Origin of the sequence: Bacillus sp. 2205SS5-2 (assembly GCF_037024155.1) — a bacterium.
Classification (GTDB): Bacteria; Bacillota; Bacilli; order Bacillales; family Bacillaceae_K; genus Bacillus_CI.
Genome location: NZ_JAYKTS010000037.1, coordinates 1 through 16673 on the forward strand (window position 1 = coordinate 1; position 16673 = coordinate 16673).

Consider the following 16673-nt stretch of genomic DNA (forward strand, 5'->3'; position numbering starts at 1 on the left):
GCCCAAAATCCGACTAATTCCAACTAGATCAGAGAAAATCACATCAAAAGAAGAGAAAACACCTATCCTTTTTCCAATCATATTGAAAAGAAGACCGTTTGGGTTACATATTTAGTTTAGCAAGGAAGTATGAATAATTCAGGTTTATAGAACTAGTCCTATTCACTACACATTGAGTGAAAAGTTTGCATTTACTATTAGTACAAACTTAAAGGAGGTGAAGAGATGTCTTGTACATGTAATTCGAAAACTGATTGTTGTTTCGGTTGTTGCTCAGATGATTTTGTTCAAGATCAAAGTAATTGTTGTAATTTCACGTTACGGGATGGGGTAATCCAAGAAGTTTATGTTGCAGAAGAAGTAGATGTTACGACTTCAGGAACGATTTCCATTAATGGAGGCCTTAATAACGGAGGAGTTGCAGAGTATATAGTACAATTCCGTACCAATGGGGTCGTAAACCGTGAAATTATTGTATTTGGTGAAAGTTGTGTGGTATTCACGGCTACGAGATTTAATAATATTGCGATTACAGCACCTGGAGGTCAAGTTGACCAGCAAGCTAAGGGTGAAATTTGCGTTAGTCCTAGATATCGACTTAGTTAAGGGGTGAGCCATTTCGGACAAGTATTATTATCGCTTTGCAACCACCTTCAGAAATCAAGTGAAGCTACTAACCGCTCTATATCGGCTATGTCAGATTAAGTAGTAATTCTTTTCATCAGGAAAGATATTCTTTAGTAACCAAAAATATAACAAATTTTGTATTGGAGGTTACTTTTTTTCTCTGTCAGTAAATAAAAAAAAGAAAGGGAATGGTACGATGAGTGTAACCAATCATAACAGCGAAGATCTTTGTATTAACACAAAAAAGATCTATGACTGGGTCACTTCTCCTCTAAAGTTAGATATTGAAAAAATGATTAGGATTGAAGAAGAAAAGGCTATAGATGTTGCTTGCTGTCATTTTAATGTACCATGTAACAGTGAAGCACCTTCCACCTTGTGGACTAATATAGAAGTAACAAATATAACCGGTACTTTTTCCATTCACTATCAAGATGGTTGTGAGGGGGAATTAGATGTTTTAGTGAATGGGAATATTATTGCAACTATTAACAAAGGTCAAGAATTTTGTACGACTGTTTCCAATATTGAATCAGTTGAAATCTTATGTAGGGGTACTGTGGGTAGTGGAACGAACTGTGTGGGGATGATGGATATTGAATTAGTGTACAAATTAGCAGATACAGAAGTAGATTTAAATAAAGTTAATTGTTTCTTATCGGACAATTGTGGATCTCCAATTCATAAAAATTACATTGACCACTTAGATTGTAAAGAAATAACTGATCCAAACCATAGGGAAAATACTAGTATCACTATAGAGAATGGTAAGAAAGTGACTCTACAGATGATCTCACTATTATTACAGGGATTTGTAACGGTTGAGCTTTTCGATCAAAATAACAAAAAAATTCTTTTTTGTGTTTTCCCATTTAAACAAGTTGAATCTTTATTATTATGCGCTCCTACAGGTACCGAAATCAAATGTAAGATAACAGATGCAACTTGTAATGTATTTTTTAACCCTGATAGAAACGTACCTAATTGCTTCAGAGTATGTATTTCTCTACATCTCTGCTTAAATACTTTTGTTGAGACAAACGTTAATATAATAATTAGTGGAAAACAGTGTATTCCTCGTCCAAAAATAATAAATAAATCTGACAAGCAGTACGATTTTCAAAAATACTATTGAATTTTCTAGGTAATCATTTGTGTACGCTCAATAATAGTAAACGTTAAGTAACCCCAGAACACAACAATTGTTGTTCATTTCGGAGTTGCTTTTTGGTTTTTTCGGTCTTCAATATACATATACTCGCTAGTGTTGCATTAATTGAAATTAACTGAATTAATTTCATAAATTGAAGCCTTAGAGCTTCAGGGCTATCAAGACGCAAAAAAAGGAGTACCCCACAAAATGTCGAATTTAATATGCACCTCCCAAAGACGGGCATCTCTAAAGGGATAAATTCAAAGCCGAAGAGGTTATTGTTCTTGTGGTCAGGGAAATCTCTGGTAATTTGCAGGAGTAGAATAGGCTACACATAGTTGGACAATCAAATGAAGGGCAAGTAGACTAATACGAAACAAGTCGAGGAGAATCCACTATGACCCAAAAAAGAAGAACGTTTTCAACAGAGTTCAAAAAACAAGTGGTATCTCTATTTGAAAACGGAAAAAGTCGTCAAGAAATTGTCCGTGAATATGATTTAACAGCTTCTGCATTAGACAGATGGATTACTCAATTCCGTCATTCTGGATCTTTTAAAGAAAAGGACAACAGGCTACCAGAAGAACAGGAATTAATCGCGTTACGGAAAAGAAATAAGCAGCTAGAAATGGAAGTAGATATTTTAAAGCAAGCCGCGCTGATCATGGGACGAAAATAGAGGTCATTCAGAAAAATCGCCACATCTATTCGGTATCAGCAATGTGTAAAGTCCTGAAAATAGCTCGAAGCACCTTCTACTCGACAGAGGCTCCGAGTTTAAAAACGTAGCAATTGACGAGCTATTATCCAAGCACAAGATTGAAAGATCCTTAAGTCGAAAGGGTAACCCCTATGACAATGCCGTGGCAGAAACCACATTTAAGATTTTAAAGACTGAGCTCATCAACGGGATGCACTTCCCCAACCTTGCCCAGCTCGTACTTGAACTATTTGATTACGTGAATTGGTACAACAATAAACGGTCGCACAGCTCATTAAGCTACTTAAGTCCAGTTGCTTACAGAAACTTAGCCCTTAAAAAAATTGTTTGATTTAGTGTTGACGTACCAGAGTCTCTTGATTCGATGTATAGAGGGAAACTTAACTTAAAACACTTCTGTAATATGCTAGGAAAAGAAGACAAGGGACCTGTCCCAATTCTCCTTAAAGAGCATAGCAAGGACTTATTCTATGGCCTCGGTATCATAAACTAGTGGACTGAAATTCTTCTCATCATCCATACACAAAAAAATTCTCAAACATATTCATTTGTCCAAGCAGGATGGTCTTTAATGAGTATACTATCATATGTCATAAACTAGGAGAGGATTAAGTGTGAAAACTATTATTATTGATGCTGGACATGGAGGGAGTGATCCAGGTGCTAGCTTTAATGGAAACTTTGAAAAAAACTTTAATCTCGTTATTGCGCAAAAGGTAAGAGATTATTTAAAAGAAAATTATAACGTCAACATTATAATGACAAGAACAGGGGATCAAACTTTTTCACTAACGCAACGTAGTACTATTGCGAATCTAGCAAAACCAGATTTCTTTCTCTCGATTCATCATAATGCTGGAGGTGGAACTGGTTTCGAGAGTTTTATTTATAATGGAATAGTTTCCTCTCAGACTCAAAGCTACCAAAAAGCAATTCATGCAGACGTACTGGCAGGTATTCAGACTAGTTATGGTGTAAAGGACAGAGGCATTAAACAGGCGAATTTTCATGTGCTTAGGGAAACAAAAATGCCAGCGTTATTACTTGAAATATTATTTATCGACAACGAAAAGGATCTTCTATTAATGAAGAATGAAACGTTTAGGAAAGACGTTTCTAGAAGTATCGCAACCGGGGTGGCAAATGCTTTATCTTTACAAAAAATTTCTTCAGCGACAAGACCATTATTCAAAGTTATTGCAGGTTCTTTTAAAAATAGGAGAAATGCGGAAATAAGAGTAAAAGCTTTGAAACAACATAATCATGAAACTATTATTCTTCCTATAGTAATCTCTGGACAACAGTACTACCGAGTAGAGGTTGGTGCATATGAAGACTCAAAAAATGCGGAAAATAAAGTAGCGGTATTAAAGAAAATCGGTATTAGTGCGTTCATTTTAAAGAATAGTAGTGAGACTCCGCCGCCTCTCCCTCCACCCAGTGGTGAGAATCTTCAATCTATCTTAGGTGATATAAATCTACTTCCTTCTCAGCTTGATTCTTATGTTCAAACAATTAATCCCAATGCACCTCTATTTGGGGAGTTATACGTTGATATCGGTGAACATTACGGAATTAGAGGCGATATCGCCTATGCCCAAGCCATTCACGAAACTAATTATTTCCGTTTTACGGGTGACGTTCAAGCAGATCAGAATAACTATGCAGGTATAGGTGCGACTGGACAAGGAGCACAGGGCGCAATCTTTGATTCTCCTGAGCAAGGAGTTCTTGCGCATATCCAACATTTATACGCCTACGCCTCAAGTGAACAACTTCCGCTGGGCTACCCTTTAGTGGATCCGCGGTTCTCTCTTGTTACACGAGGGATTGCTCCTTACTGGTCGTACCTCAATGGAAAGTGGGCAGTACCTGGTACTAATTATGGACAACTTATTTTAAGTATTTATGAAACGATGATTCAGTTTAGTATCAAACGACTGAATGAACAAAAAGTGAATTTAGAGGATTTGTTGAAGGAACTGTAATGGAGGGTAGATGTCTCTTACCTCCTTATTCTCGGTACGCCTGGCAGGGGTGCAATCTTTGGGAGGCAGAAGGGACAGCACCTCTCTGTTGAATGACAATAAAGATGTTTCATTACAAATAAAGATATTACATGTACAATAAAGTTGTTTAAAAACGACAGTCATTCTCTATTCCACAATCGGGCCATATTCTTGAAGACTTGAATTCGAGATAACACTATTAATCTATCCCAGGAACTAATTCTGTTTCTGGGATATTTGAGGCTTACTCAATAATAATAGGATTTAACTTATCAATTCAAAAAAGAATGTTGTAATGATAGGATACTTAACTAATGATACACAAGTAGAAATAGTTAACAAAATAATGGAATGGTTTAAAGTATAGTTCGTAAAATCCGTTTCACATAAACTTCCCATGTATTCAAAAATTTGAAAATGATAGGAATTGTAACCTCTTATGGTAATCGTACTGATATGGTCTTTTAATGAAATTGGGGAAATTGAAAGATTCCCTTTGAAATAGTTTTGATTATATCTGAATATTTCATTTTGTTAAATTAATAGAAATCAGGTACAATGTTAAAGGTATATTGGAAAAAATGCTTTGTTTAACAATGAAACTCTGTTTTTGTTCGGGGTTATATTTAAGTGAAAGGAACATACGCCATGCATAGTTTTTGGAAGAAAATTCTGTCCGTGTTGGTAGTGATGATGATGCTCGTTTCATCTATTCCACCTTCAGTATTGGCAGAAACAACGCAAGGAAATAAAGAGAAAAAGAAGAAAGAAGAAAATTCTTTATCAGAATGGAAAGAACTTGAGAAAATCGAGGGGTTTGATAATCAACTGTTAGATGACCTTGAGCCAGGGGGTGAAATCGTTGAAAAGCGAACGGAGATGTCCAAATTTTTCTACAATGGGGATGGCTCAATTGTTGAAAAAAGGTATTTTCAACCGATTCATAAAAAAGACAAGAAAAATAGTCGGTTTGAAGAAATTTCTCCGGAATTAGTTGAGGATACAGTAAAAACAAAAACAAAAACAGAAAATTCAAAAGAAAAACAAGAAGAGGTAGCCGGAAATATAGAGGATGAAGTTGTATTAAAAACCCAAAATACAACGTTACAGTCAAATTTTCTAAAAAAGATGAAAAAGGGAAAGTATGCGACATTTGATATAGGTGGACATAGCATTTCTTATTCCCTTCTAGAGGCTTTTGGAGATGAAAGACCCACTATTCAACCAAAGAATCAAAAAGCTGTCTTTGAAGAAAATCAAGTGACGTATGAAGAAGTATTTCCGAATATTGATTTACGGAACATTTCTTTTAATACTCAAACTAAAGAAGATATTATACTCCATTCATACGATGGTTACAATGCTTTTTCCTTTCATATCGAAACGGATTTAAGAGGTGAACTTACGGATGTAGGAAGTTTGGAATTTTTCGATTTTAATAACAACAAAGTGTTTATGGTTCCTAAACCATTTATGACAGACTCTAATTATGATGAGCATAAGGGGCAGTCGGAAAGATCTGATAATGTAAAATATGAAATGAAAAAAAATGAGACGGGCTATACTCTAACCATTAAAGCTGATGTTGAATGGTTGGCTGATCCAATGCGTCAATTTCCAGTCTATATAGACCCATCTATTGAGACATTGGATATTTCTCAGGATACCTTTGTTATGAGTGCCTACCCTACAACGAATTACAATGGGGATGGTAAATGGAACAGTGAGGAAAAAATCTATCAATTACAAGTTGGTTATTACGACTCTAGTACTGGAAGAAACTATGCCTATATCAAACCTGAAACTGCGAATATGACACCAGAAGCTGGATATATGGTCTCTAGTGCTAAGTTCAAGGTTTATGTCACCCATCATTACTATGTTAATAATCCGAACGGACTTTGGCTGGATTATGTAAATAACCCATGGGATGCGGGAACCTTAACGTGGAATAATAAACCTTCCTCAACAACGAAGATAGGAAGTGTAAGCGTAGGTCGTGGACAATGGGCTGAATTTGATGTATCGGGTATCGTAAAAGAATGGAACAAAGGAAATAAAACAAACTATGGTTTTAGGATACATACAAATGGAAATGGAACATCTCATTGGAAAAGAATCATTTCCGCTTCGAATGCAACGAACCGCCCATATTTAGAAATAACTTATACGACACTTGGAACAGCCAAAACACCAGTTGCTAAGGCATATTCTAATGGAACAAACTCCATAACAGGATATGTTGACCTTTCATGGGACAAAGTAGAAGGGGCAGATGGTTATAAAGTTGCCATCTTTAATGGAGCTACTTACGAGTATGTTGATGTAGGAGATGTTACGAAGTGGTCCACAAAAGGGAAGCGTATTTGGCCTACTCCCAAGGAAATCGAAGCAGATGGAAGATATGGACTTCATATTAAAGATGGAAAGACGGATGGGACGGGAGCAGAACTTCCAAATGACCCAAGAACCACATACATTGCTTCAGGAGGGTCTCATAAAGGAGATCAAAATTATTGGTTTCGAGTAATTGCTTACAATAAAGAGTATGGTGTAGAAACGGTACAGTCACTTCCAGCTAAGCCTGTTTTACCTGATAATACTCCACCAAATAACGTATCAAAACCGACAGTGAAGATAACAGATGGTTCAATAAATAGTGGGAATAATGCCACGGCAATAGTCTCGTGGAATGCGGTTCAAGACCTTCCTAAGGACATGGGGGCAGGCATAAACTATTATGAACTTCAAAAGAAAGTTAATGGATCGTGGAGCTCGGTCAAAAATGTAAAGCATTCAGGAGAAAGCAACTATCAAGATACCATTACAGACCTTCCGGATGATACGACGGTCTCCTTTCGTGTTCGAGCCTTTGATAATAAAGGGAATTATTCGGGTTATTCCACCTCTAGTGAATATATGACCCTCGATCGTACGCCACCGAGTACACCTACATCAGTTAGCGTCACTCCTACTACTTGGAGCTCGGAATCCGAGTATGTTGTTTCGTGGGAAGGGATTACGGATAACGCGTACTTAGAATCGATTCAATATAAGGTTGGTGATCAATCTTGGAAAGGTATTGGTTCTAATAGTGAAGAAGGTTCCATGCCCATTCCAGTTGATTTTACTGATGGTATTCATACAATTCAAATCAGAGGACTCGATAGGGCTGGAAATAAAGGAGTCCCAAGAACAGCTAATGTTATGAAGGATACTGTTGCGCCGACCGTTTGGTTCGAGTACCCGAAGCCGAATGAAACCGTTAAGGGCATTGAAGAGATTAAGATCGGTGTGGAAAATCCAGTGGGTCATGCGGAACCGTTCAATTTAATTCATAATGGAGATTTTCAATATGGATTAGATGGTTGGAGCGAAATGAAAGCAAAAGATAACGGCACAACCTCTACTGAAGGGGAGGCCAATTTAGATCAAACGTTATCGATTTCTATGTCGACAGATTCATCGAGTCCGTCCAATGAACTTGGCTATATTGCTGCTACCTATGAATTGGAGGTTAAACCGAACACCACCTATAAGCTTGAAGGGAAAGTAAAAACGTTTTTCATTTCTCTTGCCAACGCATTCTTTAATGTGCAAATGCAAAAAGAAGATGGGACTCATATTTCATGGAATGACAATCGATACCTAGGTTTGTCCGGTACGAGAGATTGGTATGATAGTGAATTAATCTTTACCACTCCTAACGAGACAGGAAAAATTATCATCTACTTACAAATAGATCATCAGGGTCCGAGCTCGCAAGGAGAAGCTTGGTTCGATTCGATTTCTTTACGGGAACTGAATGAAGAAACAGGAGGTTATTCACCTAACTTCATTGAAAATGGTGATTTCTCTAATGGTTTAGATGGATGGAATGAAGTGAGGGTTTTTGATACGGGGAGAATTTCAATTGATGAGGTTTCGGTGGAGCCTTTTCATGGCTTTGAAGAGACAATGACGCTTCAACTCGACTCCTCTTCATCAAGCTCCGGTACAGAACTTGGCTACCTTTCTTCTACCTATGAAGTTGGAGTCAAGCCTAATACCAACTATCGACTGAGCGGCCTAATCAAAACCGATTTACAACAGGCTAATGCGTTTTTTAATGTGAAAATGATGGAAACTGATGGCACGCATCTTGATTGGGCAGATAGTCGCAGTCAACAATTGACTGGGAAAAATGGTTGGATGGATCAGGAACTCATGTTTACTACATCAGAAGGGGTAGAAAAAGTCCGACTGTATTTACAAGTGGATCATCGTGATTCCGGTGCAAAAGGAACGGCCTGGTTTGATTCGATTAAGCTAGAAGAAGTCAATCAAAATCAGGAAGTGGAAATTGGTCAATACAATTGGTCCCTTGTCTATGGTGAGGGAGAAAATCCAAGTGACTATACTCGACTGAATAGTGGTACTTCTTCGTCCGATGAAGTGATTTATAATTGGGATACTTCCATACTAAAGAATGAAAAGGTTTACACTCTGAAATTTACAGCTACAGATGAGGCAGGCAATACAACAACGAATACTTCTAAAATAATTAAGACAAAGGATACAACGAGTATTGAACCTGCGATTAAAATAATCAATCCAAAGGACCATCAAGAGATCAATGATGAATATCATGCTGTGGAATATTCGGTTGATAAAGTATCTTCATTTAGTCGAAATAACTTAATAATGAATGGTAACTTTGATTATACCTTTCTTGATCGTAGGTATAATGAACAACCTGACGGATGGATGTTTAATATTATTAATGGACCTGGAGTTACTTCTGCTGTAACTGATGCAAGTAATGGAAGAATATCCATTTTATCCTTTGAATCCTTCCAAACCAACGAATGGTCTTGGGGAGGGTCAGCTTTTTATTCTCAAAAGGTTAAGATCAATCCAAATACGATTTATCAAATTAAGGGGGATATGATCGATGAATTAGATGATTTAAAAGGGGACATATATATTGATTTATATAATGATGATCAGTTCCTTGAATCAATTGATGTGATGTCAGATTCACCTATAAACCTGAATATCCATCAATGGCAGACTTATAAAAAGGTGTTTACTTCACCAAATGAGGCGAATAATGCAGTCATAAGGTTAAATGTATCAGGAGATTTTAAAAGCGAAAGAACTATGCTTGCTTTTGATAATATTCAGTTATCTACTGGAATGCTTGATTTTGAAAGGATGGAACTATTCGTCAATTCGAAGCGTCATGATTACAAATATAATGATTCTAATTATCCACTATATATTGAAACAACAGAGTATCCAGAAGGAAGCAACAATCAATTCTATCTAAGAGGATTAGATTCCTCCGGATCATATTCTTATAGTACTTATTCTTATCGTACCAGAGGAGTGATGGATCAGTTTGAAAATGAGGAATTCATTGATACTTTATCCGGAACTGAACACACTGGAAATCGAATTTCATTGTTACCTTCATCAAAAAAAGGCTATATAGAATCTACTTCTCTTACATTTCCAGGAAGCATTAGCACCATTCATTTGTCACCTTCAGAAGAGAAGCCGAGTGGAACATCCATTACGTACGAGGCCTCATCAGATGGTGGGAACACTTGGGACGAGATAGAACCAAATAAAATGGAAGCTATTTCTCATACCGGAATGGAACTGAAAGTAAGGGCAATACTATCTAGTTCGACTACAGGTGTGTCTCCGACGTTAAATGCTTGGGAGTCTGAAATTGTCTATGTTAATACTCAAGGAAATACGTTTGAAGTAAAGCTGATTGATGAACCGAAAAATCTAACGGCCACACCGAATGTGAATTATATGACATTGCTTCGTTGGGATGCATCATCAACAGAAGGTGTGAGCTATTCCGTTCACCGTAGTTCAACGCCTAACTTTACTCCTACGAACAAAACTTTGCTTGTAAAAGGTGTGAAGGATTCCTATTGGAATGATTATAATCTAAATTACGGTCAGGAATTTTATTACAAAGTCGTAGCTGTAAAAGAATTTAATGGACAGGCTCGAGAAAGTGTTTCTTCTAATGAAGCGTGGTCAAAAGTCGTTGAGAAAAATGAGGTTGAAAAACGGTTAGGTTTACAAGACTACTGGGGATACAGCAGTTTCCCAACCGCAAGGGGAAAAGGCTACGTTAATATAAGTAGTGGGAACCTTGTGTATCAATCGACAGATTTTGTTACCATTTCTCCTCAATTAGCGATGGTCATGAGAAGAAGCTTTAACAGTCAATCTACGACGAAAACACCGCTAGGCTACGGATGGGACTTCTCTTTTAATACGACCTTATTAAAAGAATACGATGCATCTGGAACGGAATTGGGCTTGATTTTAAAAGACGGGGACGGGAGTTTACATCGTTTCACTAAAAAGTCAGATGGAACCTATAACACGCCAAAAGGCGTTCATATGACCTTGACGAAACGGTCGGATGGACAGTATGAAATCCTCCGTAAAGATCAAGTGAAATATGTTTTTGATTCACAAATGAAGTTAAAGAAAATGACTGAACCGAATGGAAACGAACTCACATTTGAGTACGACCGCAACCGCGGGAATTTAGTGTTCGTTCGAAACAATGTAGGCGATCAAACCGAGATTGTTTATTACGACGATCAAGATTTAGTGAAAGAGGTTATTGACTCAGCTGGTCGGACGTATAAATTTCTTTACGAGAATGAGAGATTGACAGAAACCTTTCAAATCGTAGAACAGAATCATAAATATGTAGAGAAATATCAATATAACGAGGACAAATCGGAATTAAGAGGAATTGTTGATTCCAAAGAATATGAAACAAAGTTACAGTTTGATGGAGACAAGCTTAAAAAAGTTACAGATCCGATTGGGGAATCTTCCTCTTTTGATTATACAGAGATAAATGGAACAAAAATGACCACTATTACGACGGACAAAGGGAAAACGGTATCCTTCACGTATAATGCGAATGGAAATGTTACTTCCAAAATGAACGCAGACAACCACCAAGTTCATTATGACTATACGGATGATATGTTGGTCAATCATATGTATTATGATAATACCATCGATGGTGAGAAAAAAACCTTGCATCATTGGTATACTTACGATAATCGTGGAAACATAGAAACGATTAAAGACCCATTAGGCAATGTAACGGAGTTCAATGATTATAACGACATGAACTTACTGGGAGAGATTCTGGAACCAATTAGGGGTACTGCGAAGGCTTCTACTACGTTTAAATATGACGAAAGAGGGAACTTAAAAACATCCAGGGATGCCGAAGGACGTACCGTCTCTTACACGTACGATGATTTTGGAAATCAAGAAACGGTGACGAATGAGTTTAATCAGACGACAACGTATGAGTATGATAAAAAAGGTCGATTGATGAAAATCTTAGAACCGTTAGGGAAAGTTACACAAGTCTTAGAATATGATAAACAAGGTAATGCAACGAAAATCAAGGACTCGAGAGGCTATATTACCGAAAATCAATACGATTTATTGGATCGATTAATCAAATCAATTGATCCAAAGGGCCATACGGTTACACAAAGCTTCGATTTGAACCATAACTTAATCGATAGGACAAATAACCGAGGATTTACGACAGAGTTTCAATATGATGAAGTCGGTCGATTAAAGACAACCATCCATCCAAATGGAGATGTAGACGTAGTCAATTACGATTTTGACGAAAACAACAATGAAAAAATTGTGTATACAGATGGAGAAGGTCGAACGAATACACAATATTATAATGAAGTCGGTCAACTATACAAAGAAGCGGCGTTTAATGCCGTAACCGAATATTATTACGATGAAGTTGGGAACATGTCAAAGGCCATAGACGGTGAAGGTCGAGTCGTTCAATCTGTATATGATGAGTTGGACCGACAAACGAAAGTCATTGTTGACCCGAATGGAAAGAACATTGTAACGGAAAATGTATATGATTTACAAGGGAACGTCTTGAAAACGATTGATGGAGAAGGATATACGAAAGATTATCAATTTGATCGAGTTAATCGTTTAAAACAAGTAACTCAAACCGTTGATGGAAAGCCTCAAACCACTTCCTATGATTATGATCAGGTGGAAGGGGATTTCGTGAAAAATAAGGTAACCGATGCCTTAGGAAGACAAAAATGGACGTATTTAGATGCTCTTGGCCGCGTTCGTAAAGAAGTCGATGAGGGAGATACGTCTGACTCAGAACGGTTGATCCAAACATTCGAGTATGATTTGAATGATAATATGACGGAATCGACTCGAAACGATGGAACTACGGTTGAACAACAGTATGATGGACGAAATCAGGTTAAAAAAGCAATCTATGGTGATGGTCATTATACGGTGTATCAATATGATGCGAATGGAAATCGGGAATATATTCATGATACGAAAGATGGAAAGACGATTGCATCTAGTTATGCTTATGACAACAAGGACCGTTTAATGCAAGTTGTTCAAGATGGAATCACCGTAAATTACGAATACGACTCGAGTGACAATTTGACGAAATTTTATTATCCAACTGAGGATGGAGACGGACAAAAGGACATTGATTATATCTTTGATGGGTACAATCGTCTCGAATCCATCATGGTGGAGGAGAAAAAAGTTCAAGAGCTAAAATACACGAACGCTGCAAAGCTCGATTATGCGAAGAATTATTTGGAGTTTGATACAAACGGTTCCAATTATGTAAAAATCGATTATCAATATGATAGTACGGGAAGAACGAACACCATTCAGTATTTGAAGCAAGGAACGATGAAGCTAGAAGAGTATGTCATGAAGCACGACAATCGTGGATATATTGAAAATGAAACGATTTACACGAATTACAATGAAGCGAAAACCGTTCGAAAATCATATGAGTACAATGAAGTAGGTCAATTAAAAGTATCTACCATCGATCAAAAATCAACGTCTTATGAGTATGACGAGGTTGGAAACCGAAAGATAATGGACGATGGACAAGACTCCTATTCCTATTCCTACAACCAATTTAATCAATTAAAGTCTACGATGAAAAATGGACAGTCCCATGCCTCCTATGAATATGATAATCGAGGCAATCAACAGATCGAAATCATCAAAAAAGAAATCGACGGGGCTATGAAAGACGTAACAACAAATTACTCCTATGACCTTGCGAATCAACTAACAGCAGTGGAGACCATTACGCCAGGAAAAGAGACAACGACGCTCAAAAATGTTTATAATGGAGATGGACAACGGATTCGTCGTGATGCCAATGGATTAGTAACGAAATACCTTTACCATGATGACGCGATTCTGTATACGACCGACAACAACAATCGAAAAACAACGGAAAACATCCTGAACCCGACCGGAATGATTGTTGCCTCCAAACGATTTGAAGGTGGACATGCCAATAACCACTTCTTCTACCAATATGACATACGAGGTAGTGTTACGAATGTGGTCGACTCGGATGCCAAACGCGTCAAGGGGTATGAATACGATGACTTTGGAAAACCAAAAGAAGTAGGCGACAAAACCTTTGAAAACGATGTGAAATTTACCGGAGCCGTTCATGACGCCTCAACCGGTCTACATTATATGAACGCGCGCTACTATAATTCCGATACAGGCCGTTTTCTGTCGCAAGATACGTATAGTGGATCTCCTAATGACCCATGGACGCAGCATTTATATACGTACACGTCGAATAATCCGGTCAACTACACCGATCCCACGGGACATTACGCAGTAAACGTTGAGGGGACACAAAGACAACTTCCGACCGGGAGAATTATTACTGAGCCCAAACCAAGCAATACCATAAGTCCAGGTTCTCAGGATCGACCAACAACTAAATCGTCGACGAAGAAAGCAACCTCATCGGAATCAAAAAAATCAAGTTTCTTTGGCTCATTGCAAAAAGGCCTAGACTTTTTAGGGAATGCACCTGGACCTATAGGAGCCGTTGCCGATGGTATCAACGCCTTAGCATATGCCGCCCAAGGAGACTTTAAAAATGCAGCATTAAGTGGAGTTGCTGTGTTACCTGGTGGAAGTTTAGTTAAAAATGGGATAAAGGCTGGACGTGGTATACGATCTGCCGCTAAGGGTACGGGTGATCTTGTTAGGGGCACAAATAAAAGGGGGCAAGTAACCGGTCGAGGTGGGTTTAGAAAGTCAACGGTTCATAATGCCTGGGATAATGCGAAAGATGGACCTAAAGGTGGTAAACTTTGTCCTACATGTGAGAAAGAAATATTTGTACCGCCTTTTTCAGGGAAAAAGCGAGATTGGGATGTTGATCATACACCAGCATGGACGAATAGAACATTTTTAAACCCAACACGGAAAGAAGTGTTAGATGATTATCAAAAAGGAACAAGGCTGGAATGCCCTTCTTGTAACAGAAGAAGAGGTAATAGGGAATAGGAGGAAAAATTGTATATGAATGAGTATGTGAAATTTTTAGAAGACCATTTAGGGATGATTGAACAGGGGTGGAGTACAAATGTAGACGGTGAAAAACTTCCGTTTAATGTTGTTAAATTTAAAGGTGGTCCATTTTCTGATACAGTAACATACTCTACTTTAGGGTTAAGTCATCATAGTTTAATAAACCCCGACTCAAATAAAATAATAAAACATGAATTATTTATTGTGGCAGATTCAAATTTTGGCAATCAAAAAAATATTCCACCAATACTTCATCAATTAGGGCAAGAAGCATTAGATGGCCATAACGCGTATTTAAGAGGTCAGGTTATTGGACCAAGAGGAAGATTATTTAAAGACACTAATTTAGAAGCGTTATATGCAACAGTGCCAGTCTACTTCCCAGACTCATTTCATGTATTTGATGCAGGTAATGGAGAAGTCCCAACTATTCAAGTATGGATGGTGCCAATCACGAAAATAGAAGCTGATTTTGTTATGAGAAATGGTTGGTCAAAGTTTGAGGATTTATTAGTAGATATCGATCCAGATTTAATTGATTTTACAAGAGCTAGTATCATTGTTTAGAAATCATTTTTAAGACCTTGAAAGAAAAATGTCTATTAAGATTATTATAGCTAGAAAGAGAATAATGATTGAAGGCAACCATCACGGAATATTAAAATAACAGTTTAAGTTAAGAAGAACATTGGGACTTTAGGCGAGATGACATGTTTAAAGGCAAGGAAGACAAATACTGGTGCTGGAAAAACATGTACGATAAAACACAAGCACATTGGTTTTACGTAACACTTGTCAAAAACATAAAAAGATGTCATAATATCAATCAACAAACTTCAACAATACTTAAAATCACTTATACACTTGAAAGCACTTGATTGCCAGCTATTGGCGACGAGTGCTTTTTTGTTTATAGCTGTTAAATGGACTTTAGTGAATAAACACAGTAAGAGTGAAATGAGTATATGACGACAACGTATGATTTGTCAAAAAACAACGAGCTTTGGTTGTGTTTATTACGTCGATCCGGATGGGCAGAGAATCGCATCATCTTATGTCTCAAATAAGAGCCAGCCAAGTACGAGCCATATTTCCACCCCAAGTGGAAGTAAGAAGAGTAAACCATCGGCTAAGAAGGCAAAGGCAAAATCATCAAAAAAATCTAAAAAACGAACATCGATTAAAAAATGGATTCAGACAGGACTCGATATCGTAGGAAACACTCCAGGCCCATTGGGAGCCGTAGCCGATGGGACGAATGCTCTTATCTATCTTGCGGATGGTGATTATCAAAACGCAGCATTAAGTGGGATGGCGACCTTACCTGGTGGAAGTTTAGTCAAGAATGGGATTAAGGCAGGGCGAGGCTTAGGTATTGCTGCTAAGGGTACAGGTAAATCTGATGAAATTTTAACTCGAAATGGAGCCTTTAGGGATGCAAAAAGGAATGCAGGAATTCCGAATTCACTCCAGCATAAAAAAACCGTACATGTATATGATTCAACAAGTGAGAATAGGTGGGTTTATGAATTCGATGTTTATGGAAAGAAAAAGTATGTAGTTAGGCATGACGAAGACAAATTTGGTAGAGGATCACATTTCCATGGAGCGGATGATTCGAAAGGCAGTCCTTTAAATAAAGGAAGATATAATCAATATCCAGGGCATTCACCTGAAGATTTTAAAGGATATAAATAGGATCAGGATCATGAATATTGAAAGGTGA

Annotated in this window: 6 protein-coding genes and 1 pseudogene; all 7 read left to right on the forward strand. The window is 37.6% G+C overall.

The window, feature by feature from the left end:
- Nucleotides 1–225 precede the first annotated feature (225 nt).
- On the forward strand, nucleotides 226–606 hold the full coding sequence (locus U8D43_RS18315) for an S-Ena type endospore appendage (RefSeq protein WP_335872611.1): 381 nt from the start codon (nucleotides 226–228) through the stop codon (nucleotides 604–606).
- Between the two features lie 217 nt (nucleotides 607–823).
- Entirely contained in the window at nucleotides 824–1762 is a 939-nt protein-coding gene (locus tag U8D43_RS18320) for a BMQ_0737 family morphogenetic spore coat protein (RefSeq protein WP_335872613.1), read from the forward strand.
- A gap of 415 nt (nucleotides 1763–2177) precedes the next feature.
- Nucleotides 2178–2832 (forward strand): annotated as a pseudogene (locus U8D43_RS18325) (IS3 family transposase).
- 283 nt (nucleotides 2833–3115) lie between these two features.
- Entirely contained in the window at nucleotides 3116–4489 is a 1374-nt protein-coding gene (locus tag U8D43_RS18330) for an N-acetylmuramoyl-L-alanine amidase (RefSeq protein WP_335872615.1), read from the forward strand.
- Between the two features lie 669 nt (nucleotides 4490–5158).
- A complete protein-coding gene (locus U8D43_RS18335; RefSeq protein WP_335872617.1) occupies nucleotides 5159–14923 on the forward strand; it encodes a DNRLRE domain-containing protein in 9765 nt (3254 codons plus the stop codon).
- Nucleotides 14924–14938: 15 nt separating this feature from the next.
- The gene (locus U8D43_RS18340) at nucleotides 14939–15514 is read left to right on the forward strand and encodes a suppressor of fused domain protein (RefSeq protein WP_335872619.1); all 576 of its coding nucleotides are present in this window, start codon (nucleotides 14939–14941) and stop codon (nucleotides 15512–15514) included.
- A 411-nt stretch (nucleotides 15515–15925) separates the two neighbouring features.
- Complete coding sequence (locus U8D43_RS18345; RefSeq protein ID WP_335872620.1) at nucleotides 15926–16645, forward strand: HNH/endonuclease VII fold putative polymorphic toxin; 720 nt, start codon at nucleotides 15926–15928, stop codon at nucleotides 16643–16645.
- The last annotated feature ends 28 nt before the right edge of the window (nucleotides 16646–16673 follow it).